Raw genomic sequence first — 26,510 nt, 5'->3', positions numbered from 1 at the left:
TTAAAAAATATCAGCGAACATTGACCTGCTTATTTTGGGAGAGATAAGCAGGTTTTTTTCTTAGTCGACGAATAAAATGTTGGCTAAATTTTAAAATGAAATATGGATTTCTTGTAATATTATGTATTTGTTTAAATATATATGTACTTTTTTAATGAAAGGTAAAATACCAAGTTCTAGGTATGGGGTGGGTCTGACTGATATGTTTAACTAACGCTTGATTATGTTCTTCATTGTTTTGGTGGAAAAAATGAGTGAAATAGTTGGTGTTATTACATTTTACATATTTATTTTACTGGGGATGTTTGTAGCAGTCTATGGATTGCTTGCAGTTGATTATTTTTTATTTCCCATAGGTTTTTTTATTATTATTAGCGCATTTTTATTAAAGCATGAATTTAAAGTATCAGTATTATTTTGGAAAAATGATGACTAGGCTTGTTTAAATATTGTGTGATTAAACCGTACCAGTAAAAGCTGGTGCGGTTTTTTTAATGGACGCCGTATATGAATGCAGATGACTATTTCTGGAAAACTAAAAAGCGCCCACCAAAAACCAAACCGAGAACTAAGCCGCTACCTAAGGCAAAAGAAAAATATTTAGAAGCGGAAGAAGATTTCGAACAAGCGCTCAATGTCCTGGATATTAAATACGAAAAGAAATTCCAGTTTAAATCTACAAAGCATTGGCGTTTTGATTTTCATTTAATTGAACATCGAATCTTAGTTGAGATCTCAGGTGGGCCTTGGTCGGGCGGTCGTGGCGGAAAATTAGCAAATAAGGCGTGGAGCTTGGATCGTTATGATGACGCAGCTGAGATGGGCTTTACTGTGGTTCGAATAGAGTCTGCCGAACGGTACAAAATTCAAGAATCGGGTCCTCTGCAGATTGATTCTTATAGAACAAGCCAATGGCTAAAGAATTTGAAAAGGCAAATATTCAATGGAACAGATCAGACCATTTCCGCCGACAGATCTGATTGATCGAGCAGAAGAGCAAGAAGCAATTTTGCTTGCACCTGCACCAGATTTGAAAGACTGGGTTATTAAAAACTGGCTGACCATTGGTGGTGAGCTTCATAACCCAGATCACGACCATATTGCTGAGCTGTTGCATGACGATGAGAGCTTTTTGTCATTTGCATGGGCTTCATCGGCTGCCATGGCTAAAAAGCGGATGGTACTGGGTCAGTGTGAAAAAGTGATGTTTAACCAGGGTGGATGGAAGAAAGCCCGGCAAGAGCAGCAGATGCGCGACTGGTTCGGCGCCGTACCTGTTTATCTCATAACTGTTGATGCAGCTTACTGTGAACAGGCAACTGACAGAGATTTCTGCCGACTCATCGAACATGAGCTTTACCACATTGGTGTTGAGCGTGACGAAGATGGCGAAGCGATCTATAGCGATAATACTGGTTTGCCGAAGCATTACTTGGCTGGCCATGACGTTGAAGTGTTCTTTGGTGAGACCAAGCGTTGGGGCGCGGATGAAAATGTTAAGCGACTGGTTGAGATTGCGAAGCAGGCGCCGTTTGTTTCAGAAACAAATATTGCTGCGTGTTGTGGGAACTGTCTAATTAATTGAGCCTTAGGGCTCTTTTTTTACCTATCTTGCTATACGTAGCTATACAAAGGTGAGTTTATGGCAGCACTAAAAGAGCCTGTAAAAATGTTTATAGTTCAGTCTCTTGCATGCTTTGAAACCCCTCAGCAAGTAGTAGAAGCTGTAAAGCAAGAATATGAGATTGAAATCACGCGGCAACAGGTGGCACTTTACGATCCAACGAAGGTTGCTGGCCGCAACTTGAGTAAAAAACTAAAAGACTTGTTTAAACGCACCCGTGAGGATTTTCGAGAAAACATTGAAGATATTGCGATTGCCAATAAAGCCTTTCGGCTTATGGAGCTTCAGAAGATGTATGAGGACTCAGGACGTAATAAGCGGGCAAAGCAGAATTTACTGAAGCAGGCATTTCAAGAAACCGATGGCCGTGTGACTAAGCAAGAAATTACTGGCAAAGGTGGTAAGCCAATTGAAACAGTAACCACCAATGTTCCAACTGAAAGCTACCTTGCAGCAAGGGAGCGGGTAATTGATGAATACTGACCCGGCACGTGAGCTTGCGATTCAAATCGAAGCGCAGGAGGATTTGTACTTCTTTTCACGCTATATGTTTAAAGAGCGCCGCAAGTACAAGTGGATGCACAACTGGCACCATCGTGTAGTTTGTGATGCTCTAATGAGAGTATTTCGTGGAGAAACTAAGCGCTTAATCATCAACATCCCGCCGCGCTATTCTAAAACAGAGTTGGCTGTTATCAATTTCATGGCATGGTGTTTTGGAAAGGTGCCTGATTGTGAATTTATTCATATCAGCTACTCAGCAACACTAGCAGCCAATAATGCATTTCAGACGCGAAACTTGGTGCAGGAAACAGCATATAAACGTGTATTTCCTGATTTTCAGCTACGTGATGACAGCAAGGCTAAAGATGATTGGCGTACCCAGGCGGGTGGAGTCTGCTATGCGCAAGGTACTGGCGGCACGATCACGGGTTTTGGTGCTGGCAAGATCCGAAAGGAATTTGGCGGGGCTATTATTATCGATGACCCGCACAAAGCCAGTGAAGCGAGTTCAGACACAATTCGTGGCAATGTAATTGAGTGGTTTCAGAATACGCTTGAGTCTCGGACCAACTCACCAGATACGCCAATCATTGTAATTATGCAGCGTCTGCATGAAGAAGATTTAGCAGGATGGTTGCTTGCTGGTGGTAATGGTGAAGAATGGGAGCATTTATGCCTACCAGCTATTCAAGATGACGGCACAGCACTTTGGCCAGCAAAGCATTCAATTGAGCGTTTGAAGGTTATGGAGGATGCTGCGCCGTATGTTTTCTCAGGACAGTATCGCCAATTACCATCACCGCCAGCTGGCGGTTTTTTTAAGCCTGACAGAATTGAAATTGTCGATGCGCTGCCCGCGGAATTCATAAAAGAAGTGCGCGCTTGGGACTTGGCTGCCTCAGAAAACGAAGGTGACTGGACTGCTGGGCCGCGAATGCTGAAGACCAAAGAAAACATCATTTACATTGTGGATATGGTGCGCGGCCGATGGGGGCCTGATGGTGTAGAAAATACGATTAAGCAGACGGCTCAGATGGACGGTAAGTCTGTTTCGATACGGTTGCCGCAAGATCCTGGGCAGGCAGGTAAATCGCAAGCTAAAAACTTCATTACGATGCTTTCAGGCTTCAGTGTTAAAGCCAAGACGGTATCAGGTGACAAGATCACGCGGGCACAGCCATTTGCAGCACAGGTCAACATTGGCAATGTGAAGATGCTCCGTGGAGACTGGAACAAGGCACTCATTGATGAGCTTCGCAACTTCCCAAACGGTACGCATGATGACCAAGTGGATGGATGTAGTGATGGCTTCACGGAGTTAAATGAAGCTCGAATTGGTAAAAAACCAGCTGGTGCTGGAAGTCGTACATATCAATAGGAAAACACATGGCAAAGTCTAAAAAGGACAAAGCGTCAAAGAAGGCTTTGTCTAAAGGTGGTCTATACACTCAAGAAGCAATTTCTAACTTTTTCACACACTTTGGAAGACGTCCTGACAATGATGAGGTATTGCGTAAAGCGGGTATTGCTCGTCATCGCTTATCTGTATTGCTGGATGATGATGAGATTGCGCAGGCAGTAGAGACACGTATTGATGCGTTATTGGCTACGCCGTTCCGCATTGAGCCTAGTGATACACCAGAGGCAGTATATCTAAAAGCTGAGCTTGATGAGTGGTACTTCGAAATTGCATCTGCTGCACTAAATGCTTTGCTCTTTGGCTATTCAGTGCAAGAGGCTGTATACGAAGTAAAACAAGAGGGATATCTAGGATTGCAGTGGATTGGTGAAAAGCCAATGCAATGGTTTGAGCCTAAAAACGATGGGCGCTTGATCTATCGTCAAGACGGTGGTGGTACAGATCGCGAAGTTGATCAATTTCTAAAGTTCTTCCTCACTCGTCGTAAGGCCACATTTGAACAGCCTTATGGCAAGGCATTATTGGCGACACTGTATTGGTTGTTCTTCTTTAAGCAGAATGGTTTTAAGTTTTGGGCAAAGTTTTTAGAACGCTTTGGCACGCCAATCCTACTGGGTAAGTGTGAAGATACTGAAACAGAGGATATGAACCAAGCATTACTTAATGCCCATGCGCAAAGCGTACTTTCCATCGATGCTAAGGATGATGTGCAGGTACTATCAACTCAGGGCTCTGGTTCAGCCAATGGGGCTTTTGAGACATTTAATAAAACCCTGGCACAGCAGATTCAAAAAGTAGTACTCGGGCAAACGCTCACCAGCGGAACGGACGGAAAAGGTAGCTATGCTTTAGGGCAGGTTCATGAAAATGTTCGTGGCGATAAGCTTAAATCTGATATTCGGTTGGTCACTCCAACACTGCAAGCTGTTGTGAATGCATTATGTGCACTAAATAACTGGACTGTACATAAAGTGATTTTAGGTGAGAGATCTAAACCACTGAATAAAGACCAGGCTGAGCGGGATACGCACTTAAAGAATGCTGGTGCAAATCTTTCAGAGTCATACTTCATGCGTGAGTATAACTTGCAAGAAGGTGACCTTAAGCCTGCTGCGGAACCCATTCAGCAAGCTTTTTCTGCATTGCAGAAGCGCGCATTCAGCTTCAAAGCCTCAGTACAAAAGCAGTCAACTGAACAGCAGGAAGTTGAAGAGCTCACGGATGGCCAAGGTGAACTGCAGTTATTGACTAATGAGCAGATTAAACAATTGGCAGCTGAGTCTGATACACCAGAGGCCTTGCTATTTAATTTGACTCGATTAATACCCGATGCAACACAGTCTCAGTTTGCTGCGAGTCTGGATCAGGCTTTATATGCGGCAGATGTGTTGGGATATGCAACAGCTGCCAAGGGGAAGTAGATGCAACCAGTCACGTTCCTTGAGGCGCTGCAGTACGCTCATAGCAAAAAGATCGTGCTACCTGATGAGTTTTACTCAATGGATCTCAAGACAAGGCAGATGGCTACTACAGTGAGCTTTCTATCGAGTCTTGAGCAAGTTGAGACGGTCATTAAGTCGCTGAATAAGACTTTGGCTAATGGCGGAACGTTTAACGATTTCCAGAAGCTTGTGGCTGAATCTGAGATCATTTTACCTAAGCATTACCTGGACAACGTATTTCGGACTAATATCCAAAGTGCGTATGGTCATGGACGTTGGCAGCAGCAGAATCGCAATAAAGATAAACGTCCTTATCTGATGTACTCAGCGATCAATGACAGCCGTGTACGTCCTGCGCATTTGGCATTGAATCGCATTGTATTGCCGATTGACCATCCATTTTGGCTGACGCATTACCCACCACTTTCATTCCGTTGCAGATGTACCGTTATTGCTTTGACTGAGAAGCAGGCGCTTAAATATGGCATTACACTGGATGATAAGTTGCCAGAGGTTGCAGAAGCTTTGGACTGGTCATCACATCCTTTGCAATTTGGTGATCTGGAAGCATTGGTTGATAAAAAGATCAATGTATCAGTACTGGATAAGGAATACCTCCTCGATCAAAAGGAAGTCATTAAGGCCGAGTGGACTGCATCGAAAAAGCTCACCAGTCTTTTAGCACCGATGACTGACTCTAGCCGAGATCTATTCGACGTGGTGTCCAATACAGTTATTCCGCTGGATCCATCGATCAGGCCGAGCGCGATTAAGACTTTCTTGGATTATGTACAGGGTAATGATGTGGCGCTTACGAGCTATCTACAGCAATCATCGATTAGTTCAGCTGAAGAAGTGCTTAAGCGCTGGGTAAAAGACGATATGGCAAAGATTCACGCCGTATCAGCCAATAGTGCTGATGTGATTACTGGTTCAACCACGCTGGCTTATGCTGCTGCGCTTGAAGTGGGCAAGGTGGTCACTTTGGATGCTCCAATGCTCTTAGAGGGTCAGTCTAATGTGATGATTCAAATTGAAAATGCTAAAGGTCTAGGGATTGATCTTGAAAAGCTGAATGCGGGTGAAGGCATCCTAATCCCAATAGGTTTGTCGTTTGAAGTTGTAGATATTGAACTCATTAATTCAAGTGTTGTATACAGGTTGAGAAAAATTTAAATATCTGTGACTTACTTCAAATAAAAAAAGTTGAAAATACCTAAAAATAAGTATGTTTCAACCTCATTTTGTTGAAGTAAATTAAATTTTTATTCAATGGTTTAGCAAACTTATGAACAATAATTTAATTAAATTCCTATGTGGTTCAGCTATTTTTTTCTCAATCCCAACACTTTCTTTTGCTTGGACTGATGCCAAATGCGGAAGCGGTAATAGCTTAGCTGCTTGTGCTGCATTACCTGAGCAGCTGAGACAATCTCTAAAGCCGGAAGCAATTTCTGGTGGCAGAATCGTAATGGCATTTGGTACTGATGGTTGTTTGGCATCTTCTCCAGTTTGGCATACTGCTGGAGAGCTGGTGGCAAATCCTGGTATTGAACCTAATGGAAAAATGTCTGTTTATTGCGATTACAAAGATCAGCTGCCGAAAGCGTATTTACTTTATAACGAGATAAAAGCAAAAAATGACCAATCCTATACTGCAAGAGTATTTGGTTTGTATGCGGTGAAAGATGAATCTAAAGCTCCATTTGGATTTGGCGAACATAAACATGAGTGGGAGCATGCGGTTCTCTGGTTAAAGGATGGCGTTCCACAATTTATTTCTCATGCTGAGCATAAAGATGTAAAAACTAAAAGTGTTGGAACAGCAGCGCACTTAAAAGATCAAAAGAATGTATACGCAGTAAAATATATTGCGAAAAAAGCAACTCATTATTTAGATTTTGCTAATGGCGATAAAAACCACGTTGTTACTAATACAAATCCGACTCCAATTGGAAGATGGTTTGGTGAAGATATGAGAGACTATGTTGATTATAGTAAAACGAGTGCTGAATTTAAGAATATTATTAAAACAGCCAATTGGGGGGAAACCGTGCCCAGAATTGATGACAAAAAATGGCTGAATAACCATATGCCTTCTGAGTGGAAGGGGAAAGTTAGTTTTAACTAATAAACATTTACACAGAAAAACCACCACTCGAGGTGGTTTTTTTTATGGAGCATGAAAAATGCCACAAACAAATCAAGAGCAACCTAAAAAAGATGATCAGTTTTGTTTTCAGCTCGGTCAGGTCAGCGTAGACAAGCCGGAGGATGGAAAGAAAAAGCGAACATTTTCAGGCGTTGCTTATAGCGGTGAAGCCATCACAGATCACTGGTATTGGGACAAGGTGGTATTCGATCTTGACTCAATCCAAATTAAAGGCCGCATTCCTGCATTACTTGAGCATCGCACAAGCCAGCGAGCTGGAGCAATTAACTCCCATTCAGTAAGTCATGCTGAAGGACTGAAAATTGAAGGGAATTTACTCTCTAATGAGTTTGGAACCCAAGTCGCTCAAGACTCTGATGATGACTTTCCATGGCAGATGTCGGTTCGGATTTATCCTGCCACGGTGGAAGAGGTCAAAGAAGGTTCAGTCATTGTGAATGGGCGAACCTTTCAAGCACCTATTGCTGTATTCCGCGGCGGCCGCATCCGTGAAGTGTCCTTTTGTGCCTTAGGCGCAGATGACAATACAAACGCCGTTGCCGCAAGCCACACACCAAAAAACTTTAATCAACCAGAGGACACAGACGTGACCGAATTAGAGCAAGAAAAAGCAGCCCGCGTACAGGCTGAAAAAGAGCGTGACGCAGCACAAACGGAACTTAAAAAGTTCAAAACTGATAAGCGTGAAGAAGATATCAAAGCCCTTGAAACGTCTTTGAATAAGCAATTCAGTGCTGAAGAAAAGAAATCTTACACTGACATGGATGATGGTTCATTTGCATTCATGTCACAGCAGCTAAAGCAATTCTCAGCAGGCAGCACACCGCCAGCGACACAACCACAACAACAGCAGATTCCACAGCAATTTGCGCATCTGTTTAGCCATCAAGCTACAGGTGGTCAAGGTGGACAACAAGGGCAAGGTGGCGATCAACATCGATTTACAGCTGGCGCGCAAACATTTGCTCAACAAAATAAAAAGGGTTAAGTCATGACAGCAATAATTAATGGAAGCACAAGTCGTCGTTTATTGATTTTGGATAATCAAAAACTTCGTCGTGCTAATGCGAAAGTTACTACCGCCACAGCATACAAACAGGGCGATTTACTGACTTTGTCTGAAGCCAATGTTGCAACTCATGCTGCGGATGAGAAAACATGGGATGTCATTTGTGGTCAGGACATTACTGTTGCGGAAGCAACCGCAATGGCAGCAGCCGGCATTGAAATGACAATTCATTTTGGTGGTGTGTTTAGTGTTGAGGGTGTTTCGCTTGCGGGTGTTTTACTTGCTACAGCTAAATATGACGCGGCACGTGCCAAAGCAACTAAAAACAAAATTGAACTAGCAAAGGTGTAAAACATGCCACAAATTTTTGATATCCAAGGAGCTCCACTTGAGCTACTCAATGTTGGTGAATTAGCTTTAATCCACTCAAATTACAAGCCTGTAGATACATGGCTTTTGGATAAGTTTTTCCCAAATCGCCCATTGTTTGAGCGAAAGGATGTGCCGCTGGCAGAGATCTCATCTGATCATGATCTTGCGCCATTGGTATCACCTAAAAATGCAGGTAAGGCATTTGATACTAATCAAGCTGGTGAAGTGCGTTATGTAAAACCCGCATATTACAAGCCAAAAAATCAGGTAACACCTGCAGATGCTTTCGAAATTGCACTATTGGAGCGTTTGCGCGCAGCGGGAATTATTTCAACTGGTAATCAATCACTTTCATACCAGGAAAAAATGATCCTTGCACAGGTTGCAACAATGAAACGCAATCATGATGCAATTGATAATTCAGTTATCTTGATGGCAGTAGATTTACTTAAAACTGGTAAATATACATTGCATTCTGATGACTATGAACGCAACGAAGTGGACTTCAAGCGCACTGCAGCACTGAACTACACACCATCAACACCGTGGAATGATAGTGGTGCAACACCTGTTGATGATATCCGTCGCATGTTAGAACGCCAACTTGAAGCAGATGGCGGCGAAGCGGAAGCGGCGCTAATGTCGGGCTTGGTATGGCAGTCGCTTTGGAATAATGAGGCATTTAAAAAGGAATTTGTCACGCCGTACGCTGGCATTTCTGTGCCGGTTAATCCAAGTTTTGGTGCGAAAAAAGCAGCGACATTTAAAGGTAAGTTTGATGGCATTGAGTTTTGGACTTATGACGAAACATATCGCCATAAAAGCCAAGTTAAACGATTAATTCCTAAAGATTATTTCGGCTTAGTCTCAGACACCAATGGTTCGGTTGCACATTGTGCGATTGAGGAAATGAACGGCAGTGTTACTCAACAGTATTATGACACTCAAGAGTACATTAAAGATCCACGTGGTATTCAGTTAATGACTGAATCTGCTCCACTCGTAGTGCCATCAAATAAGAATGGCGTGGTTGGTGGTTCTGGCTTCATTACAATCTAAGGATACAAACATGACAAAAAAATATATCGCCATTGGTAGTGTTGGTGAAACATTACCAGGGCATGAAGTAAAGGGCTTGAATTCAGATCGTATTCAAGCCCTTTTAGCATCTGGTGTAATTGAAGAATATCAAGAGCCTCAGGAACAAGGGCTTGATAACACAGCTGCCCAAATCGCAAGCCTCACAGCCGAAATTGCTGAGCTGAAGGCGAATGAAGAAATTCTGATTGCTGGCAAAGATAAATCTGATGCTGAAGTGGCTGAGCTGAAATTGAAAGTTGAGGGCTTGGAAAAATCACTGGCCACATCCGAAGCTGCTTTAAAGAAAGCGACTGCTGAAGCCAAGAAAGCAACTACTGCCGATAAATAGGTGATGTCATGTATGCGACTCGGAATGACTTAGAAGCGCGTTTCGGGGAAGAGGAAATTCAAGGGCTGGAATCAATGCAGACTGTAGCGAATTCGATTGAAGAAGCGCTGCAGGATGCATCGGAGGAAATAGACAGTTATATCGCTGTTCGTTACGTTCTGCCTTTACCTAATACGCCCAGCACATTGAAACGGATTGCGTGCAACATTGCACGCTACCGGCTTTACTTTCAGCAACCAACTGAAGAAATCGAAAACCGCTATAAGGCCGAAATTGATTTCTTGAAACGGGTTGCAGATGGTAAGGCAACCTTGAATATTCTCAATCCTCAAAATGAGGTCACTGAAGAAAAGCCAGCAAGAGTACCAGCCACAATGCCAATCGGTACAACATACCGCGGCGGTGTATTTGGTGATGATGTCTTAAATATGATGCCTAGCATTAAGTGAGGTGATTATGGCCTTTGCTATCTCAATTCAAATAGATAGCTCACCAATAGAAGCAATTCTTAAGAAGCTTAGTGATTTTGATACTTATAAAGATGATTTATATGTGGAAATTGGTGGGTACGGTGTTACTTCAACTCAAGAGCGTTTTTTTAACCAACACAATGTAGATGGCAATCCATGGAAGCAATCTTGGAGAGCAAAACTACAGAGTGGTCAGACTGGTCGTAATAATGGCGATTTAATGAATGAGCTGCATTTTAACTTGCGTCCAAACGGTATTGAGTGGGGATCAAACAAAACGTATGCCCATGTCTTTCACTTTGGAGCGCATATCACTCCTAAAAATGGCCAGTACATTACCTTTGCTGTTGGTGGTCAATATCGGAAGGTGAAAGAGGTAAACATCCCCTCAAGAACTTTCCTAGGTATTAACGCAGAAGATGAGCAATCAATACTAAACATTATAGGAGCTTTTATTGATGAGCACATTCTTCGCAGTGCGTGATGAAATAGTCGAGAAATTAAAGGAAATTCCTGATTTTCTTAAGATCTACACCCCTTTAAATTCAGTACAAATCTCAGAAATGTCACAGGTGGTGCCATCCGTACATGTCAATTTTGCACGTGTTGTTAAACAAGCTGAAGTGGGAAGAGGGGCATTAAATAAACTAGGCCAGCAATGGGCTGTGACTGTGGCATGTCGCAATGCAAAGTCACAGCTTAACGATGGACGTGCTGTAAGTGATGAAGTCGGATTGTTGACTGAAAAAGTGATCCAGCTTTTATCTGGATGGGAGCCTGATTCATCCACTAGCGAATTAAGATTTGTCTCGATTAGTGATGGGTATAGTGCAGCATTCGCCTATGTGACGATCATCTTTGAATCTGAAAAATTCATTTAGGAACCTTATGAAAACTCAATACAAGGCATTAAAGCCGATTGGCTCATGGCAGAAAGGGCAGATTATTGGCGCTCTGCCACCAGAAAAAATTAAGCAGCTTTTAGAAGATGGTGCGATCGAAGTGATCAAACCCGAAACCAAAGCGGAAGTTAAGCTAAAAACTAAAGAGGTGCCTGTAAATGGCTAAGAAGTATATTTCATTACGCGGCAAGTTCTCTCTTGCTCCGATTGTTGAGGGTGTGGTTGGTGCTATGCGAGAGCTAGGAAATATTCCTGACTTCACGCTAGAAATCACTGCGGAAAAAATTGAACATACAGAATCCATGTCAGGCGATGACACGACTGATCTAGTGCTATACAACACTACTGCGGTTTCATTCAGCGGCACTCTTGAGCAGCTTGATTCTGACAACTTAGCGTACATTCTGTCTGGTAAAAATGTAGCAGTGGATACGAAAACCGTAGCAGATTTAGATTTAGGTGCTGTCACTAAAGGCCAAAAGATCAAGCTGGATGGTTTTAATATCAGTGCACCAATAGTTACAGATGGTGAGTCGCCAGCGGTTCCTATCGAATCAACAAAATACAAGCTGGATGCGGTTTACGGAACTATCGAATTTCTTGTAGATCTACCAAAGGTTGTAATTGGCTATAAGACTGGTGCAGTTACACACACCACGATTGCATCCGACTTCGGCAAAGAATATGCATTGTTCTTTGAAGGCATCGATAAAATTAGCAAGGAAAAAGTGTTCTTGGCTCTGCATCGTACAGTGAAGTCACCTGATTCAAGCTTTGGTTTAATTCATGAAGAATTTGGCTCATACGAAATCAGCGGCGATGCCTTAGGCGACCTATCAAAAGACAAAGATGGTGCGCTTGGTTTATACGGTTATTACACGCAGATTCCCAAAGCACCAACGCCGTAAATTTACAGCAGCAGGCACTTAAAACAGGATGCATTAAGCATCTTTTTTTGTGCCCATAAAAAGCAAAAGCCCAGCGACTGCAATCGCTGGGCTTTTTATTTCCACCCGCCAGATAAAAGCAAGGGAAAGAAATTTGTGGTTGAAATTATAGCAGTAGTTTTACAAAAAGTAGAGGTTGTAATGGAAAAACATGGTTATTGGAAGGTAACAGGTGCCATTTTGATGGGTATTTTCATCTGGCAACTCTCAAACATTATTAATGCATTTGTGGCTTTAGCTAAGGTACTTCAATGAATGATTTTTTTATAGCCTCAAATCGACCTATCAAAGTTGGTGAGCTATCGGTACACCAGCTGCAAATGCATAACTTTGATGAGTGGTCAGGTGCAGCACAGGTCATTAAGGACTTTTTGAATAATCATCCAGATGAAACCATAAGCAAGCTCTTTGAGGCCCATGCATTTGAATCAACTCAATTGATAGCTCATTCATTGAAATACAGTATTGAGCAGCTCATTGAGCTATTTAAGAGTGATGAGCAGCTTATTACCCAATTGTTGGATGCTGTGATTAAGGTGAATGATGCATTCTTCTCTGAGCCGAAACCAAAACACCGTGATGATGTGGATCCGCGTAAAAAGAGTAGCTGGTTTGATGCATTTCAGGTGCTGGTATCAAACGGTCATCAGCCTGAAAGCGTTATGCAAATGAGTTATGGCTCATTCCGCTATTATCTTAAAGCAGCTCAAAAAGCTGAACGGATAAAGATGCGTAATCTGGCGATTGCAACCCGAGCTCAGAACGCTATAAACAAGAAGTTTGATGCTTTTATTAAGAGCCTTGAGAAAGATCAGTGATTTTCACATTGTGATGTCTAATTGATCACGCTAATATCTAGTAAATACTTAAAACACTGGGGGATATAGTGAAAAAATTACTTGTTGCTGCAACTTTGATGACTGCATTTTCATTTGCTAATGCTAACTTGACGAATGCCAGTGTTAATGGTGAGCGCGTTCGCGTTGGTGATACTTACGGGCAGATCGTTGCTAAGCTTGGTCAGCCTGTTGCAACTTATGACTACACAAAAAACGTAGGCGGTAAAGAAACGCCAGTGCGTGAAGTTAGTTATGTGGATGGCAATAAAACCTATACGATTACTATCGAGAACGGCAAAGTAACGCATATTAAGACTTCGCGCTGAGGGTTGAATGGCAAATAAATGCGTTAGCTGTAATAACTGTGGCCACACAGGATGGTCTGAAAACCGCGGTAATTTTTTAATCACGATTGTTTTGGCGATTTTCTTTGTTGTGCCGGCAATTATTTATGAGATTTGGCGCAGGACTGGACTGGGTGTTTGTGAGAGCTGTGGTAGTGATTTGGTTGTGCCATCAAATTCTTGTGCCACCAATAAGCCATCTGATGTTGGGGATTTGATAATTCTGGGTGTGCTAGGGGTTGCTGGCGGTATTGTTGTGGTTGCTATTTATGCTTTAGCGGGTAGCGCTATCAATGCTTACAAGAACAGGAATGCGCCAGAGCCACAGTTATCACAAAGAGATTTGGAAGGGAATTGCCTAAGGAGTGGTATGTCGTACTACCACAAACAAGGTGAGTATCCAATTTTAAAAGATGGTAAGACTTTGGCTCTGGATCAAATCCAAAAAGACTGTAAAGGCTCTAAAGATGGAAAATATAAAGCACCCTAGGGTGCTTTTTTGAACCAATAGTTTTAATAAGGGATTTGTGATGCCTAAAATCAATAAATATGCAGTAACTGAATATACAAAGGATTTATATCCAAAACTCCACAAGAAAGTTGGTGATGATGGGCTTAAGGCTATTTAAGAGCATGATCATGATGCTGCAATCATTGTTGCAAAACTAAGCGAGTGCGATGAAGTCATGTATGTTGGATATTCTGAAAGTAAAAGCAACCTTCCAGAGCAAATTGCATCATTTGTAGATTGTAAAAATGGCAAACGATTTTACGTGATCAATCGAAAAATTGGAAAATAAAACCCTCCTGAATACCTACCCGCTACTTAGCGGGTTTTTTTATGCCTAAAATTTGAGGTCGCCATGTCTAGTAAGAACCTAACTTTTAAACTCATTATGGATGGCGATAGCAAAGGCCTTGTTGCTGCGGCAAAGCAATCCAAAGATGTTAGCAAAAAGCTATTCGAAACCATTGAGAGTGAAGCTGAGAGACTCAAGAAAACAAGTGCTGAGACTGCAAAAGAGATTGGTAAAATCATACCAGCCGATCTACCCAAAAAAGCAGATCAGGCAAAAGGTAAGTTAGATGAACTAGGCAGTGAATTTCAGGATGTAGCCAGCACAGCCAAGGATACTGGTCAGGAAATTGGGAATATTATTCCTAAAAATGCCAGTGAGCGTGCGTCTGCGTTAATTAAGTCACTGAATGAAACAACTGAAATTATTAAAAGCACAGGTACTGGTGTTATAGGCGCATCAGAAAGTTTTAATAAATTTAGTGTGGATTCGGTCCGGTCTCTTAATTTACTAAAGGCCAACCTTGCTACCGCAAAAACCAAACTTGAAGAATTCTCTAGAACCAATGCCACACCGGAAGATATTGCTAAAGCACAGCAGCAAATCAATGCTTTAGAGAAAGAGGTGCAGCAAGCGGATCAGGCATTTGGCGCATTTAAGTCTGAACTAAGTTTAATTACACCCGAGGCAACCAAGCTAGATGCAGAACTTGGTAAAACAAATGCAGAACTTCAGAAGAGTGAGACACTTGTTAAACAAGCAAGTGTGGAAATCCAAGGTTTAAAAACAGGCTATACAGCGTTAACAAGTGCAATGGCCGCACTTGGTGTAGGCGTATCGGCAGCAGAAATTGGTCGAACTGCTGATGAGTTTAAGGTTCTAGAGGCAAGGATTGGGCTTGCCACATCCAAAAGCGGAAACTTTACAGATGCTTTCGAGGGGGTAAAAAAGATTGCGATTGAAACCCGATCAAATCTTACAGCTACAGCGGAACTATTTACCCGTGTCAAAAGTGCAGTGGATCAGCTTGGATACTCTCAAGAGCGTGCTTTAGGGATTACTGACCTAGTAAACAAGTCATTAATTGTAGGGGGCGGCCTAGCAGCCTCAAACGAAGCGGCAATTTATCAATTTAACCAAGCCTTGCAGTCTGGTGTTCTCCGCGGTGAAGAGTTCAACAGTGTGATGGAGCAAGCACCGCGGTTGGCACGGGCTCTAGCGGATGGCTTAGGTGTAAATGTTGGTAAATTACGTGAGATGGCGGGACAAGGGAAGCTCACATCCGAGGTGATTGTTAAGGCGCTTGAAAGTCAATCTAAGGCGCTTAATGAAGAATTCGCCAAAATGCCTATTACGATTGGACAGTCCATTGAAAACCTAAAAACAGCATGGACTTTGTATATTGGTGAGGCAGATGCGGCCACTGGTGCGAGTGCGAAGGTAGCAGAAGCACTTAAATTTGTTGCTGAAAATCTAGATCAGATTGTTTCAACATTAGTGTTAGCTGGGCAGACTTTCATTGCTTATAAAGCACTGAATATTGCAAGTGTGTTCCTTGATAAAGCAGCTGGTGTGAGAGTGGCATCAGTTGCAATTACACAGGAAACAGTGGCCGTGGTCGCTAATACTCAAGCGCAAATCGCCAACGCCACAGCCACAAAGTCAGCAGCTGCATCTAAGGTGCAATTAGCCGCAAATTCTGCTGCCGCAACAACAGCATCTATAGCAACTAGCGGATCAATTATGACATTAATAAGTCGCCTTGGCGCTTTAGGAGTGGCAGTTACCGCGGTTGGTGTGTTGGTCCCCACTGTATTTCAGCCAATTGGTACAGCTATAGGTGAGGGTGTTGCTAAAGGTATTGAACATGCTGAAATTGCTATTAGCAATTTAGGCACTTCTGCAGGTGATGCAAATAGAAAAGTTCTCACCTCAATTGAGCAGCTGGAATCACAAATGAAGGCTGAGGAGGCTGCAGTTAAGGCTGCCGCTGAAGTTAAGCAATCATTTGCGCTAGCTGCAGAAAAAGCCCGTGATAAAGCTTATCAGCTTACAGTTGAGTCTAAAAAGCTTGTAACCGAGTTTGATGCTTTAATTAAAAAAGGTGAGCCAACTAAAGAGGCATTAGAAAAGATTTCGAATGCAATGAAGTTTGACTCAACTAAAGGAATTAATGATTCAGTTACCGCATTAATCCTATTAAAAGATCAAGGAAAAATCACAGCTGAAGAACTACAGTTAAGGCTGGGGCAAGCATTAAGCGGAAAAGACCTAACAGTATTCCAAGCTAATGCAAAAGCCGCATTCACGGGAACAGCAAAGGAAGCGGCGAAATCAGCAGCATTGACTGAAGCTGTAATGAAGGAGGCGTTAGGGCGTACAGGTTTAGATACTGAACAACTGAAAGGCCGGTTTTCTGAAACCTTTAATTCGGCTAGTAATGACGTCCAAATTATTATTGACAACCTAGGTGCATATAAAGCCCAAGGGATTGATACGGGTATAGCACTAAGCACAAATCTTAATAATGTAATTAACACAGCTCAGACAGGTGCTGAACTTGATTATGCCAAGGGCAAGCTTGTTGAGTATGGAAGACAGGGATTAATTACTGGTGAGCAGGTCGCTTTAGGCTTAGGTAAAATTGAGCAAAAATTAGCTCAGTTGCCAGACACTCTTAATCCCGCGCAGGCTGCTTTTAGTGCTATGGGTCTCAAGACACAGGCGCAGTTAGATGCAGCAGCTCAGTCAGCACAGGCGAACTTTGATGTTATCAGTAAAAGTGGCCAAGCTACTGCAGAGGGTATTCAGTCTGCTTATGAGTTAATGCTTAACGCAACTATTGCTAGCGGCAACAAGGCTAAGATCGCTGTGGCTCAGGCCAAAGCTGCATCACTTGGCCTTGAGGTTCAACTTGATGCCACTGGCAAAGCCACTGTTTCCAAACTCGGTGAGATTCAGCGTGCTGCAGATGCAACCCAGCGCAGTGTGAGTCAGGTAAGTCAGCCAGTTACGCAGAATCAGCCAGAGGTTAGCGCTGAGAAAAAGGCTTCTGATGATTACTGGGATAACTTTAAAGCCGAAATGAAAGCCAAAACGGATGCGGCAAATGCAAGAGCGCAAGCACAGCGGTCAGGTGGTCGTTCTGGTAATACTGGCTCAGGGCTTACTGGTAGCAATGAGCCTGCTTATCAAGCGCCGGCAATGCCTGATGCTCCAATGGTTGCTTCAAGTTTTGATATTACGCCATTGCAAGATATTCAGCCGACGGAGAAGAAGATTCTAGAGTTACAGTCGGGCGGGAAAGTAGCTGAGCTACAAGGAACACCCGAAGCGGTTAACAGTGTTGAAGAAATGCTTCAAGAATTTGAAATGCTTAAACGGAGCATGTAATGAAATTAGTCCGTAAAAGTTCATCAGAAACCATCCAATTGGAGGATGGTTTTTTTTGGTCTGATGAAAACTGGTCTGCGATTCAGCAGAACCAAGAATATGCCATTAATGGCGCCTTGATTATTCAAGAGGGCCGAAAACAGGCGGGCCGCCCAATCACGTTGCAGCCAGCCAATAAGACCAAAGGCTGGATCAAGCTGCGTGATTTAAACAAGCTGCGCGAATGGCAGAACCTGCAGGAGCAATTCACATTGCAGTTTGAGTGGCCGCATGATCAGCGGCGCTTCAATGTGGTTTTTAACCACAAAGATGGCGCTCTTGAAAGCTCAACAATCAAAGGTACACCAGCAACATCACTTGATACCTATTTTAATGTCACTATGCGATTCACCGAGGTAAGCGATGGCGATTGAAACCAATAACTTAAAACTGCTGGAATCTGAGCGCATTAAGACTGATGCGGAAGATGGTGGCGGTAAATATTCTGGCCGTGAAATTGTCGATGGCCAAAGCAACAACCTGTTCAATGACATTTCTGAAATGGATCGCACGACAGGTCGCACATCAATCCAAAAAATTTATGCTGCAGTGGATACCGCTGATACAGATGCACTCATGGGTGCTACAGTCTTTATTTCTGAAAATCCAAAAGATCCGAATGTATCCGCCATATTATTCAGTACGAATAGCTGGACAGATGAGCGCTCAAGTGCACAGAACCGCATTGAAAACTACTTAGCTAAAGGTGCGCAGCTGACAGGCACACCGCTGGATACGCACTGGCTTGGCATGAAGTCGCTGCAAGTGGCTATGTTCCCGCAAGAGGCCGAAAGCGCGATTGGTGCATCAATTGTGTTGATTTCAAATGAAGGCAAGTCTCTAGAAATTGAGCAGTATTTGCGTATTACTGAGGTCTCTACACGCACAGCAATCTTACCGATTGACGGTAAGCAGGTTGAATATAAGATTGCAACTTATGGTTTAAGCGATGCACTGAAAGCTGATTTTGTAGGCCTATCTGCTAAGCAGTGGTACAACGGTGAAAAAAGCCAGACCATCATTCGTGACACAATTGTGGCGGATACTGGTAAATACTATGCCAGCGCAAATCTGAAAGAAGCTGCTCAGGTCGGTGATTATTCTGTCGTTGCGGATAGTGTTTACACGCAGCTGGTACCATCCGCGCAGACTGAAACGCCGATGGTGAACATTAATGCTGCAGGTGATTCTGCGGCGTTGGTCAAAACAGCCAGTGGTGCGTTAAGCAAGACGTTTTCAAATATTACAGTCAATACGGTGCAAGGGCTTTTTATCGGTTCAAGCGTAATGCCTAAATCAGTTGAATTTACTCTGTTTGGGTCGGCTATTACCGATGTAGGCGGTGAACTCAAGAATAGTGCCGGCACTTCAATTGGTACAATCAACTACCAAAATGGCGCAATTGCATGGAATGCCAATGCGGGAACCGGTACAACAAATCTAACAGTCACATTTATGCCGGCTGCCGCAGTAACTGCGCCAGTTGAATCGATGCTGATTTATGTGAATCAGGAAAATAATGGTTTTAACTGGATTAAGAATCTGGTGCCGCTGCCGTCGCCGGGCAGTTTGCAGTTTTCATATTTAGTGCAAAACCAAGTCTACACACTGCGTGACAATGGTGCGGGCCAGCTGCGCGGTTCCGACTCTTCATTTGGGTCTGGCAGCATTGATTATGAAACGGGCACCATGGCGGTTACAGTTGGTGAATTGGCAGACGTTGGCAGCGCAATATTGCTAACGTGGAGCAATATGATCACAGCGCAGGAGCGTTCAGGGCTGGCCATTAATAAGGCCTATATTGAAATCCCTGTAAACGATTCGATTGTGGCAGGCACGCTGACTGTAGACTGGCTACTGAATGGTGTGTCTAAGACAGCAACAGACAATGGTCAAGGTCAATTTACTGGGGATGCGACAGGTACGATCGACTATGCGGATGGCGTGGCTAAGCTTATGCCGACCTTACTGCCGAATGGCGGTACCACTTTCAATGTGTCTGGCCAAAAGGGCCCTAAGTCTGCGGTTAGCCTTTCAGCTGTACCGTCAGGCGGATCAATTACGGTTGAGTTGGACAACGGCTCTGCACCGCTGGTCCCGAAGTCTGTGAAAATCCGCGTGCCAGTGCGTTATATGGGACATTCGGGCGAAGTTGAACTGCGCGATATGCCGATTGATGCGACTACAGGCCGCATGATCAATGGTGCGGGGCAGCAGCAAGGTTCGATTAATTACACCACGCGAACGATAAGCGTAACACCAAGCACTACGCTTGAATCCATTGAGCGTGAAAAAATCGTGCAGCCATTTTTTGGCAAATACAACTCAAGCGCTGCAGCAATTGAAGCAGGCATGCTGGGGATGACAATTAATTACCAGAATGTCAAAACCACAAATACGCTGACTTTAAATGAAGTGGCGACTGCGGTTACGGTGAGCGTTTCATATCGTGATGAATCTGCAGCGCAAAGCTGGAACGACACCGTAATTGGATCTGTGCTTAAAACTGACTTAACGGAAGGTTTTGCAGAGCAGATTTTGGCGGGATCGGTAAGGCTTGCACTGGCCAGTTCAACCTATGTGGACAAGCTAGGCTCATTGTATCGCAACCCATCTGTAACCACGGGTGCTGGAACGCTTGCGGGTCAGATCCAGTACAGCAACGGTAATATTGAAATCACATCATGGGATGTAGGTGGAGCGAATAATCCAGTTTTGGAGTCACTGGCAACACAGCTGGAAAGTGTGAAAACCAATCAGGTGTCATACCGCGCTCCGATGATTCCAATTCGCGCTCAGTCACTGACTTTATCTGCAGTGAAAGTTGAAGGCGGTGTGCTGAATATTGTGCCAGATGGCTCGGGTGCGATTGATACGGCTGACTGCGATGGCTTCTTTAATTTTGATCAGGGCTATGGTCAGTTTGTATTTCGTGAAAAAGTGATTATCACTGAAGCAAACCGCGCGGAAATTATGGCGCAGGATTGGTATGTGGCTGAGCTTGAGTATGCAAAAGATGGCAAGCAATGGATTCACAAGCCAATCATGGTGCTGCCTGAAACCATCAAATACAGTGCAGTCGGATTTAGCTACATTCCAATTGATGCCGACCTGCTTGGTTTATCTGCAGTGCGTTTACCCATTGATGGCCGGGTGCCGATTTTCCGCAGCGGTGAAATCGGCATTGTCAGCGCGAGCAAATCGCAGGAGTTGCCAGACTATATCGCGGGCAAGGTTTATGCTTTGGCTGATCAGCGAATTTCTTGGTGTGAACTTGAAGATGCAGATGGAGCTAAAGTGCCATTTGATATGTATGTTGTGGACTATGACTACGGTAAAGTGACTTTAAGTGGTGATTTTGCGCTAGGTAATTTGACTGGACCACTTACTGCTAAGTATCGCTATCAGGATATGGGCTTGGTGCGTGATGTCAAAATCAATGGCCAAGTGACTTTTACTAAGCCTTTGACGCACAACTATGATCCAGCTCATACCATTGTCGGCTCAGCATTGGTCATTGGTGATGTGAAATCACGCTACACACGTTTATTTGTTCAACCGACATGGAATTCCGTGTGGTCAGATGAAGCGACTGGCGGCGCAATTTCAGCAAACTACAATGATTCTTTATATCCAATTGAAGTGAGTAATAAGGGCGCTATTCAAGAGCGCTGGGCCATGGTATTTACTGATGCAACCACGTTTAAGTGTGTTGGAGAATACACTGGTGAGCTGGCGCAGCGCGGCACCACCACAGCTGATTATGCACCACTCAATCCAATCACCAATGCACCATACTTCAAAATTAAAAAAGAAGGCTGGGGCAGCGGCTGGGCGAATGGCAATACTATGCGCTTTAACTCGATTGCTGCAAATTACCCGATTTGGGTGATTCGCACCGTAAAACAGTCTGAGCCAACCGTGCTTTCAGACTCATTCCAAATCATGCTGCGCGGTGATATTGACCGGGTTGCTTAGACTTCAACTTTAATATGACCGCCTTGGCGGTCTTTTTTATGGGTTTTCAAATATGGCAACAGATGTAGAAGTTCAATTTTTTAGCCACTTGAATGGCTTGGTTCTTAGCAATACATGGGGCGACATGATCCGCCTTTTTGATGCCTGTCTTGTAAATGGCGTTGCATTACCTAGTGTGACATCTGCTTCAATTGATGAGCAGGGCGATGTGCATCTAGCCTTGTTTGCACCGCATAAAGTCATGCTACTGCAGATTGTTGAGCTCACAGGTTTTGAGCCAGCATCTTTAAATCAAAAGTATCGAATTAAAGGTGTACCAAGTGATACGCAATTGATTCTAAAGCCTCAGGTTGCGATTGATGAAACTGCCGTTACAACCAAAGGTGCAAGTAAATTAGCATCATTGGGTTATGACATTATTTTTCGTGATGACAAGGATGTGAAGCGGGTCTATCGTGCAAAAAATCCAACACCGCAACATCCTTTTATTCGTGTTGATGAGTCTATTTCTGATGGTGTGAACTCATACAATTCCACTTATGCCAAATATGCAATGGTGGGTTTGCTTGAGCACATGGATCATATTGATGATTATCAAAATCCTGATGTTTTACAGCTTCCTTTTGATCCAGCTAACCCACCTAAGAATTGGAAAATTTCAGGAACCGGCGGTGATTGCGTTCGCGGCTGGGCCCGATGGTATTGGTCTAGAACTGGAAACCCGGCGGCCGGTAATTATTCAGATTCTAATGGCGGTGCCGCAGCAAATAGCAACTTTACTTTGGTGGGTGATAAAAACTGCTTTTACGCCGTAGTAAATGAGAATCCTGGTAATGGCCTCTGGAACGTTTTGCATGGGGCGGGGTTATTTCAGTCTTCCATGACGAATGATGTAATTCCAAATTGGTTTTTATCAGCACACTTGACCGATCGAAGCGCGAGTTCAATTTCTGGTGTGTTGATGTATAACGGAAATGGAGTGTCTATGCTTTGCCATAATCAAAATTCTGGTAAATTTTTCACCCCCAAGTACGACATATTAAATAGACTTTCTAATCATACTGAGGCCTATCCACTTTTTCTTGGATATCGCTCCGGTATGGACAATTCATATAAAAATAATTTTCCTGCTTTAGAGATACCTTTTCTTGATAAGGAAACATATCTAAGAGGAAGTTTATTTCATATTTGTTTTGCAGGTAAGGCTACTCAAGAGGACGCACTAACTGCTTTGATAGCTGATTCATCTATGTATGTGCAAGATATTGTTGCGTCTGGCGGTACTGGAAGTTATCAAAAAGGCGGATTTTATTTTTATCTAGGAGAGTTGGATTGAAACCAATATCTAGAAGGATTTTGCACTCTTCAAATATGCTGCAAGTGGTGGTAGCAGGCCCTGTGCTTGCTGCTATTAAAGGCTCAACAAAAAAACTAGGTGAAAAATATAAAGATTCACTTGTGGTTTTATACAGTAAAGCCAATTTGCAGCCAATCACTGTGAGAAAACCAGATGCAAACGGTCAGTATCAATTCACAGGTCTTAATGCAAATTTAAAAACATTCGTTGTTGCTTTCGACAGCAACCATCGATTCAATGCTGTTATTCAAGATAATGTGGTGCCTAAATGATTACACCATCTCTTAAAGCTGGACTCGCACAACTGCGTGCGCTGGCTGATTTTATTGATCAAGGAAGCGGAAATGCTTCCTTTGTTTATTATGACTCTGCAAAACCTGAAAGCGTATTAATCCCTGCAGATGACACCGCCAAACTAGCAACACTCACATTGCCAAAACCTTGTTTTAGTCGACTTAACGAGGACAGCATTGAACTCAAACCAACCAATGATGTTTTAGCGCTTAAAACAGGTACCGTGGTCTGGGCGAGGCTGTTTAATGCAAATGGTGATGCAGTGGCAGACCTTGAAATGGGTGCAGACATTATTTTAAATAGTTATGACATCGTGATGGGTGCCACACAGCGCCTAGATTCTATAATATTAAAACCAGTGATTTAGGTGTGATATGAGCGACAATTACGAACACAAGAAACCGTATTCGCTCACAGCATCTTATCTTGATATTGTTGTGCCAAGCGCTCTTACAGCACCCTTCGATCTACATGCTGTTTATGATCCAGATCTAGTTGCTAATTATGTTAGAGCTGTAATTAATACTGGCTTTACTGCGCAAATCTCAGGCTCAAATCTGCAGCCGGTTGATAACAGCGGTTATATTAATGCATACATCAACTGTGGTTTTATTTCAGTTTCAGCTGGTCTGCAGGATATTAATCACCAGCTTGGTGTTGAGCTAAAATTGAGCGCAGCCTTTAAGAGGGCCATAGCCCAAATTAGTGTCACGCAAATACCGTGGTCTAAACCTATTTTAAGGGTCTCGAATGAGGCTCTTTTTTTTGATCAGGGTTTGGTGATGAGCGTAGGTCAAGAAATTGGATTTGATCGAGCACTTACTTTGTCTGAATCCATTCACTCGGCTTTTGACCAAGGCTTAAAGCTGAGTCGAAACCAAAGAGTATCTTGGCAAGAAAACCTGAAGATTCGAATTGCGCGTGATCTGTATTTTGATGAGTCAATCAAGCTTCGATTAAACCGTGAATTTGCTCATCAAGAGCTGATCCGTAAACGCCGAAATATTACGTTTTCACATCAGGTCGCGCATGTCTTTGAAAAGCGCTTCAGCTTTGAATGGGATAAAGGCTTAGAGCTGGTCACAAAGGATGACATTGCTTGGGATAAAGCCAAATCTATCCACTATCGCAAACATCCAATTCAACCGTGGCCAGAACCTGAGATTCCCAAATATGAAGGCACGGGCGACCTTAATTTTGTATGCCTCTGTCATGAGGTTGACTCACACAACGTCATTCTTAACTTTGGGGCAGATGACTGCATTCCAGCAATTCCAAATAAAAATTGGTGGCACATATTGAATACTTTATCTGTGATTCGCTTAGACAATGGCAAAGAAATAAATGTGCTGGATGGAAATTACAGCACAGACCGCAGTCGATGGTGTTGGTCTTATAGCTTGACTGTACCAACAAGCGAATTGCCAAAACTTGAACCGATTAATGGTCAGCCTGTGATTCTAAAAATCATGGTGAATAGCAATGAACACCAAATGCTTCTTGAAAACCGCAGTCGCTCACGCAAGTTTGCACAAGATGTTTATGTGCTCACTGGACGAAGCCAAACTGCATTGCTTTCAGAGCCTTATGCTCCTGTACGTTCATTTTTACAAGAGAATGAGCGAACGTCAGTACAGTTATGTCAGGCTGAATTGGATCGTGTTTTTAGCGCTACGCAATTGAATTGGCAGCTGATTGATGAACTGGGCTGGATCGTTGCAAACAATAGCTTGAGCTACAGCAATTTAGCGCCGATTTCCGTGATTAAAATGATTGCTGAAAGTGGCGGCGGGTTTGTGTATAGCGAAAAAAATAGCAATACACTGACCGTTAAACCGCTTTATAAAAAGACCTTTTGGGATTCACTGACCATTGATGAATATGATCGATTAATTCCTGAAAGCATTGTCACAACACAGTCTACTGACTACGAGTTATATCCAGACTACAACGGCATCACACTCACAAACGACCGCAGCGGAAAGACAGCTCAAGTCAAACGTGCAGGGACAAATGCTGATACGCTTTTACCTACTGAGAATAATCCGCTGTTTGACCACAGCAGCATGGGTGCTTTCGGTAAAGCAAAATTAGCAAAAGCAGGTATGGTTGAAACCCACACATTTACGATGCCGATTTCAACTGAAGTTGGTGAGTGTATGCCAGGAGAAGTATTAGCCTTTAATGCTGAATGGTGGGGCATTGTAGACAGCGTTAGTGTTTCATTCGGCCATGCGGTAGTCAATCAAACTATCAAAGTGGAGCGTGTAAATCATGAGTAATGCATTGCAGCGACTGATTGGACTGCTACCTAAAGCACCTGAGTTTATTGGCACGATCACCAGCGAAGACCATCCGAATTACAAAGTTTTGGTTATCGATGGTTCGGGTCTTGTGATGTGTACCAGCACAACACGTTATAACTTAGGTGCCACCGTGTTTATTAGTGATGCGGAGATAAAGCGCTTGGCTACAAGCGGTGATGTGATTCAAATTGAGGTGTAAAAATGGCAGGAGTAAGGCTTGAGTTTGCGCAGTTTGGGCACTTTGAATATTTCAATATTTATAGAAATTCAGTTTCAACGGCTATAGAAAATTTGGGCGAGCCGATTGGCATATCGTTAACAATGTATTATGAGGACTTAACTGTTGAGCCAAATCAAGATTATTACTATCGAGCTGGAGTGATTAGAGGCTCAGTTGAGAATTTTAGTGAAGAATTCCATGTAAAAACACTCATTGAGTTCGACCCACCATACGATTTGGTGGTTGAATTTAAGAATGATGAAACCAATAGACTCGAATTAAATTGGAAACTAGACGGCTTTGTTGATGAGCAGCGTTATTACTGCTCTGAAACGCCTATTAATACTGAAAATTTGCCAGTGCCGAAAGCTGTTTTAGCAGGAGATGCGCGAGCTTATGTTGATACCGATATTGAAGCTGGGAGAACTTATTATGTTCGTATTGGGTCTGTGAAAAATGGCATTGAAAAAATTAGCGCTGAAAAACTGGTAACATCAGAAAAACTTCTTGTGTTTTTGCCACTCACAACAAATGCCGTTGATTATGGATCACTTGGTTTAACGTGGAGCAAGCAAGGAAGCATTACGCATTCATCTGAAGGCGCATATTTCAATGATGATGTTGCGAGCTGGATTAAGCAGACAACTCATA

General features: G+C 43.1%; 29 protein-coding genes and 1 pseudogene. All 30 read left to right on the top strand.

The features are described 5' to 3' along the window. The first annotated feature begins 250 nt into the window (after positions 1-250). Positions 251-436 (top strand): hypothetical protein, encoded by a 186-nt coding sequence (locus D7V32_RS04180; RefSeq protein ID WP_120401744.1) that lies wholly within the window; start codon positions 251-253, stop codon positions 434-436. 71 nt (positions 437-507) lie between these two features. After that, positions 508-984, top strand: coding sequence for a hypothetical protein (locus tag D7V32_RS04175; protein ID WP_120401659.1), 477 nt, complete (start codon positions 508-510; stop codon positions 982-984). Then, complete coding sequence (locus tag D7V32_RS04170) at positions 944-1,585, top strand: putative metallopeptidase (protein ID WP_120401658.1); 642 nt, start codon at positions 944-946, stop codon at positions 1,583-1,585. Before D7V32_RS04175 ends, D7V32_RS04170 begins: the two co-directional genes overlap by 41 nt. 57 nt (positions 1,586-1,642) lie before the next feature. Next, positions 1,643-2,107, top strand: coding sequence for a DUF2280 domain-containing protein (locus D7V32_RS04165; RefSeq protein ID WP_120401657.1), 465 nt, complete (start codon positions 1,643-1,645; stop codon positions 2,105-2,107). Continuing rightward, positions 2,097-3,506 carry a phage terminase large subunit gene (gene terL / locus D7V32_RS04160; protein WP_120401656.1) on the top strand — a complete coding sequence of 470 codons (1,410 nt, stop codon included), beginning with the start codon at positions 2,097-2,099 and terminating at the stop codon, positions 3,504-3,506. The genes D7V32_RS04165 and terL overlap by 11 nt, the downstream gene beginning before the upstream one ends. A gap of 8 nt (positions 3,507-3,514) precedes the next feature. After that, positions 3,515-4,969 carry a phage portal protein family protein gene (locus D7V32_RS04155; RefSeq protein WP_120401655.1) on the top strand — a complete coding sequence of 485 codons (1,455 nt, stop codon included), beginning with the start codon at positions 3,515-3,517 and terminating at the stop codon, positions 4,967-4,969. After that, the gene (locus D7V32_RS04150) at positions 4,970-6,166 is read left to right on the top strand and encodes a phage head morphogenesis protein (protein ID WP_120401654.1); all 1,197 of its coding nucleotides are present in this window, start codon (positions 4,970-4,972) and stop codon (positions 6,164-6,166) included. Positions 6,167-6,278: 112 nt separating this feature from the next. Next, complete coding sequence (locus D7V32_RS04145) at positions 6,279-7,121, top strand: NPP1 family protein (RefSeq protein ID WP_120401653.1); 843 nt, start codon at positions 6,279-6,281, stop codon at positions 7,119-7,121. 58 nt (positions 7,122-7,179) lie between these two features. Then, complete coding sequence (locus tag D7V32_RS04140; protein ID WP_120401652.1) at positions 7,180-8,151, top strand: hypothetical protein; 972 nt, start codon at positions 7,180-7,182, stop codon at positions 8,149-8,151. Positions 8,152-8,154: 3 nt separating this feature from the next. Further along, positions 8,155-8,523, top strand: a complete 369-nt coding sequence (locus D7V32_RS04135; RefSeq protein WP_120401651.1) for a hypothetical protein — start codon at positions 8,155-8,157, stop codon at positions 8,521-8,523. A gap of 3 nt (positions 8,524-8,526) precedes the next feature. Next, complete coding sequence (locus D7V32_RS04130; protein ID WP_120401650.1) at positions 8,527-9,603, top strand: major capsid protein; 1,077 nt, start codon at positions 8,527-8,529, stop codon at positions 9,601-9,603. A gap of 10 nt (positions 9,604-9,613) precedes the next feature. Then, entirely contained in the window at positions 9,614-9,973 is a 360-nt protein-coding gene (locus D7V32_RS04125) for a hypothetical protein (protein WP_120401649.1), read from the top strand. 8 nt (positions 9,974-9,981) lie between these two features. Then, positions 9,982-10,422 carry a gp436 family protein gene (locus tag D7V32_RS04120; RefSeq protein WP_120401648.1) on the top strand — a complete coding sequence of 147 codons (441 nt, stop codon included), beginning with the start codon at positions 9,982-9,984 and terminating at the stop codon, positions 10,420-10,422. 7 nt (positions 10,423-10,429) lie between these two features. Next, complete coding sequence (locus tag D7V32_RS04115) at positions 10,430-10,927, top strand: phage virion morphogenesis protein (protein ID WP_120401743.1); 498 nt, start codon at positions 10,430-10,432, stop codon at positions 10,925-10,927. Continuing rightward, on the top strand, positions 10,902-11,324 hold the full coding sequence (locus tag D7V32_RS04110; protein WP_120401647.1) for a phage tail terminator protein: 423 nt from the start codon (positions 10,902-10,904) through the stop codon (positions 11,322-11,324). Before D7V32_RS04115 ends, D7V32_RS04110 begins: the two co-directional genes overlap by 26 nt. Positions 11,325-11,331: 7 nt before the next feature. Next, complete coding sequence (locus D7V32_RS04105; RefSeq protein ID WP_106985246.1) at positions 11,332-11,511, top strand: hypothetical protein; 180 nt, start codon at positions 11,332-11,334, stop codon at positions 11,509-11,511. Continuing rightward, positions 11,504-12,253 carry a phage tail tube protein gene (locus tag D7V32_RS04100; RefSeq protein WP_120401646.1) on the top strand — a complete coding sequence of 250 codons (750 nt, stop codon included), beginning with the start codon at positions 11,504-11,506 and terminating at the stop codon, positions 12,251-12,253. Before D7V32_RS04105 ends, D7V32_RS04100 begins: the two co-directional genes overlap by 8 nt. Before the next feature lie 135 nt (positions 12,254-12,388). Next, positions 12,389-12,547 carry a hypothetical protein gene (locus tag D7V32_RS17200; protein ID WP_171407572.1) on the top strand — a complete coding sequence of 53 codons (159 nt, stop codon included), beginning with the start codon at positions 12,389-12,391 and terminating at the stop codon, positions 12,545-12,547. After that, positions 12,544-13,110, top strand: coding sequence for a hypothetical protein (locus D7V32_RS04095; protein WP_120401645.1), 567 nt, complete (start codon positions 12,544-12,546; stop codon positions 13,108-13,110). Before D7V32_RS17200 ends, D7V32_RS04095 begins: the two co-directional genes overlap by 4 nt. 68 nt (positions 13,111-13,178) lie before the next feature. Next, positions 13,179-13,457: a DUF2845 domain-containing protein gene (locus D7V32_RS04090; RefSeq protein ID WP_120401644.1), complete on the top strand. Its 279-nt coding sequence runs from the start codon at positions 13,179-13,181 to the stop codon at positions 13,455-13,457. 7 nt (positions 13,458-13,464) lie between these two features. Beyond that, positions 13,465-13,965: a Pmp3 family protein gene (locus D7V32_RS04085; RefSeq protein WP_120401643.1), complete on the top strand. Its 501-nt coding sequence runs from the start codon at positions 13,465-13,467 to the stop codon at positions 13,963-13,965. Positions 13,966-14,338: 373 nt separating this feature from the next. Beyond that, on the top strand, positions 14,339-17,665 hold the full coding sequence (locus tag D7V32_RS04080; protein ID WP_120401642.1) for a tape measure protein: 3,327 nt from the start codon (positions 14,339-14,341) through the stop codon (positions 17,663-17,665). Further along, the gene (locus tag D7V32_RS04075; RefSeq protein WP_106985239.1) at positions 17,665-18,078 is read left to right on the top strand and encodes a hypothetical protein; all 414 of its coding nucleotides are present in this window, start codon (positions 17,665-17,667) and stop codon (positions 18,076-18,078) included. The genes D7V32_RS04080 and D7V32_RS04075 overlap by 1 nt, the downstream gene beginning before the upstream one ends. Beyond that, positions 18,068-21,682 (top strand): hypothetical protein, encoded by a 3,615-nt coding sequence (locus tag D7V32_RS04070; protein ID WP_120401641.1) that lies wholly within the window; start codon positions 18,068-18,070, stop codon positions 21,680-21,682. Before D7V32_RS04075 ends, D7V32_RS04070 begins: the two co-directional genes overlap by 11 nt. A 52-nt stretch (positions 21,683-21,734) precedes the next feature. Then, a complete protein-coding gene (locus tag D7V32_RS04065; RefSeq protein WP_120401640.1) occupies positions 21,735-23,018 on the top strand; it encodes a hypothetical protein in 1,284 nt (427 codons plus the stop codon). Next, a complete protein-coding gene (locus D7V32_RS04060) occupies positions 23,015-23,311 on the top strand; it encodes a hypothetical protein (protein ID WP_120401639.1) in 297 nt (98 codons plus the stop codon). The genes D7V32_RS04065 and D7V32_RS04060 overlap by 4 nt, the downstream gene beginning before the upstream one ends. Then, complete coding sequence (locus tag D7V32_RS04055; RefSeq protein ID WP_120401638.1) at positions 23,308-23,700, top strand: hypothetical protein; 393 nt, start codon at positions 23,308-23,310, stop codon at positions 23,698-23,700. The genes D7V32_RS04060 and D7V32_RS04055 overlap by 4 nt, the downstream gene beginning before the upstream one ends. Before the next feature lie 7 nt (positions 23,701-23,707). Next, entirely contained in the window at positions 23,708-25,615 is a 1,908-nt protein-coding gene (locus D7V32_RS04050) for a hypothetical protein (RefSeq protein WP_120401637.1), read from the top strand. Next, entirely contained in the window at positions 25,608-25,838 is a 231-nt protein-coding gene (locus D7V32_RS04045) for a hypothetical protein (RefSeq protein WP_120376134.1), read from the top strand. The genes D7V32_RS04050 and D7V32_RS04045 overlap by 8 nt, the downstream gene beginning before the upstream one ends. Before the next feature lie 2 nt (positions 25,839-25,840). Next, a pseudogene (locus D7V32_RS04040) lies at positions 25,841-26,510 on the top strand (hypothetical protein); the annotation flags it as partial.

Origin of the sequence: Acinetobacter tianfuensis, assembly GCF_003611465.1 — a bacterium.
Classification (GTDB): domain Bacteria; phylum Pseudomonadota; class Gammaproteobacteria; order Pseudomonadales; family Moraxellaceae; genus Acinetobacter; species Acinetobacter tianfuensis.
The sequence above is the reverse complement of the archived record's forward strand: the minus strand, read 5'-3'. Positions and strand labels throughout refer to the sequence as shown.

Excerpts from the sequence above, each read along its gene's own strand:
- D7V32_RS04180 (WP_120401744.1), top strand. The coding sequence starts at position 251 with ATGAGTGAAATAGTTGGTGTTATTACATTTTACATATTTATTTTACTG.
- D7V32_RS04175 (WP_120401659.1), top strand. The coding sequence starts at position 508 with ATGAATGCAGATGACTATTTCTGGAAAACTAAAAAGCGCCCACCAAAA.
- D7V32_RS04170 (WP_120401658.1), top strand. The coding sequence starts at position 944 with ATGGAACAGATCAGACCATTTCCGCCGACAGATCTGATTGATCGAGCA.
- D7V32_RS04165 (WP_120401657.1), top strand. The coding sequence starts at position 1,643 with ATGGCAGCACTAAAAGAGCCTGTAAAAATGTTTATAGTTCAGTCTCTT.
- terL (WP_120401656.1), top strand. The coding sequence starts at position 2,097 with ATGAATACTGACCCGGCACGTGAGCTTGCGATTCAAATCGAAGCGCAG.
- D7V32_RS04155 (WP_120401655.1), top strand. The coding sequence starts at position 3,515 with ATGGCAAAGTCTAAAAAGGACAAAGCGTCAAAGAAGGCTTTGTCTAAA.
- D7V32_RS04150 (WP_120401654.1), top strand. The coding sequence starts at position 4,970 with ATGCAACCAGTCACGTTCCTTGAGGCGCTGCAGTACGCTCATAGCAAA.
- D7V32_RS04145 (WP_120401653.1), top strand. The coding sequence starts at position 6,279 with ATGAACAATAATTTAATTAAATTCCTATGTGGTTCAGCTATTTTTTTC.
- D7V32_RS04140 (WP_120401652.1), top strand. The coding sequence starts at position 7,180 with ATGCCACAAACAAATCAAGAGCAACCTAAAAAAGATGATCAGTTTTGT.
- D7V32_RS04135 (WP_120401651.1), top strand. The coding sequence starts at position 8,155 with ATGACAGCAATAATTAATGGAAGCACAAGTCGTCGTTTATTGATTTTG.
- D7V32_RS04130 (WP_120401650.1), top strand. The coding sequence starts at position 8,527 with ATGCCACAAATTTTTGATATCCAAGGAGCTCCACTTGAGCTACTCAAT.
- D7V32_RS04125 (WP_120401649.1), top strand. The coding sequence starts at position 9,614 with ATGACAAAAAAATATATCGCCATTGGTAGTGTTGGTGAAACATTACCA.
- D7V32_RS04120 (WP_120401648.1), top strand. The coding sequence starts at position 9,982 with ATGTATGCGACTCGGAATGACTTAGAAGCGCGTTTCGGGGAAGAGGAA.
- D7V32_RS04115 (WP_120401743.1), top strand. The coding sequence starts at position 10,430 with ATGGCCTTTGCTATCTCAATTCAAATAGATAGCTCACCAATAGAAGCA.
- D7V32_RS04110 (WP_120401647.1), top strand. The coding sequence starts at position 10,902 with ATGAGCACATTCTTCGCAGTGCGTGATGAAATAGTCGAGAAATTAAAG.
- D7V32_RS04105 (WP_106985246.1), top strand. The coding sequence starts at position 11,332 with ATGAAAACTCAATACAAGGCATTAAAGCCGATTGGCTCATGGCAGAAA.
- D7V32_RS04100 (WP_120401646.1), top strand. The coding sequence starts at position 11,504 with ATGGCTAAGAAGTATATTTCATTACGCGGCAAGTTCTCTCTTGCTCCG.
- D7V32_RS04095 (WP_120401645.1), top strand. The coding sequence starts at position 12,544 with ATGAATGATTTTTTTATAGCCTCAAATCGACCTATCAAAGTTGGTGAG.
- D7V32_RS04085 (WP_120401643.1), top strand. The coding sequence starts at position 13,465 with ATGGCAAATAAATGCGTTAGCTGTAATAACTGTGGCCACACAGGATGG.
- D7V32_RS04080 (WP_120401642.1), top strand. The coding sequence starts at position 14,339 with ATGTCTAGTAAGAACCTAACTTTTAAACTCATTATGGATGGCGATAGC.
- D7V32_RS04075 (WP_106985239.1), top strand. The coding sequence starts at position 17,665 with ATGAAATTAGTCCGTAAAAGTTCATCAGAAACCATCCAATTGGAGGAT.
- D7V32_RS04070 (WP_120401641.1), top strand. The coding sequence starts at position 18,068 with ATGGCGATTGAAACCAATAACTTAAAACTGCTGGAATCTGAGCGCATT.
- D7V32_RS04065 (WP_120401640.1), top strand. The coding sequence starts at position 21,735 with ATGGCAACAGATGTAGAAGTTCAATTTTTTAGCCACTTGAATGGCTTG.
- D7V32_RS04055 (WP_120401638.1), top strand. The coding sequence starts at position 23,308 with ATGATTACACCATCTCTTAAAGCTGGACTCGCACAACTGCGTGCGCTG.
- D7V32_RS04050 (WP_120401637.1), top strand. The coding sequence starts at position 23,708 with ATGAGCGACAATTACGAACACAAGAAACCGTATTCGCTCACAGCATCT.
- D7V32_RS04045 (WP_120376134.1), top strand. The coding sequence starts at position 25,608 with ATGAGTAATGCATTGCAGCGACTGATTGGACTGCTACCTAAAGCACCT.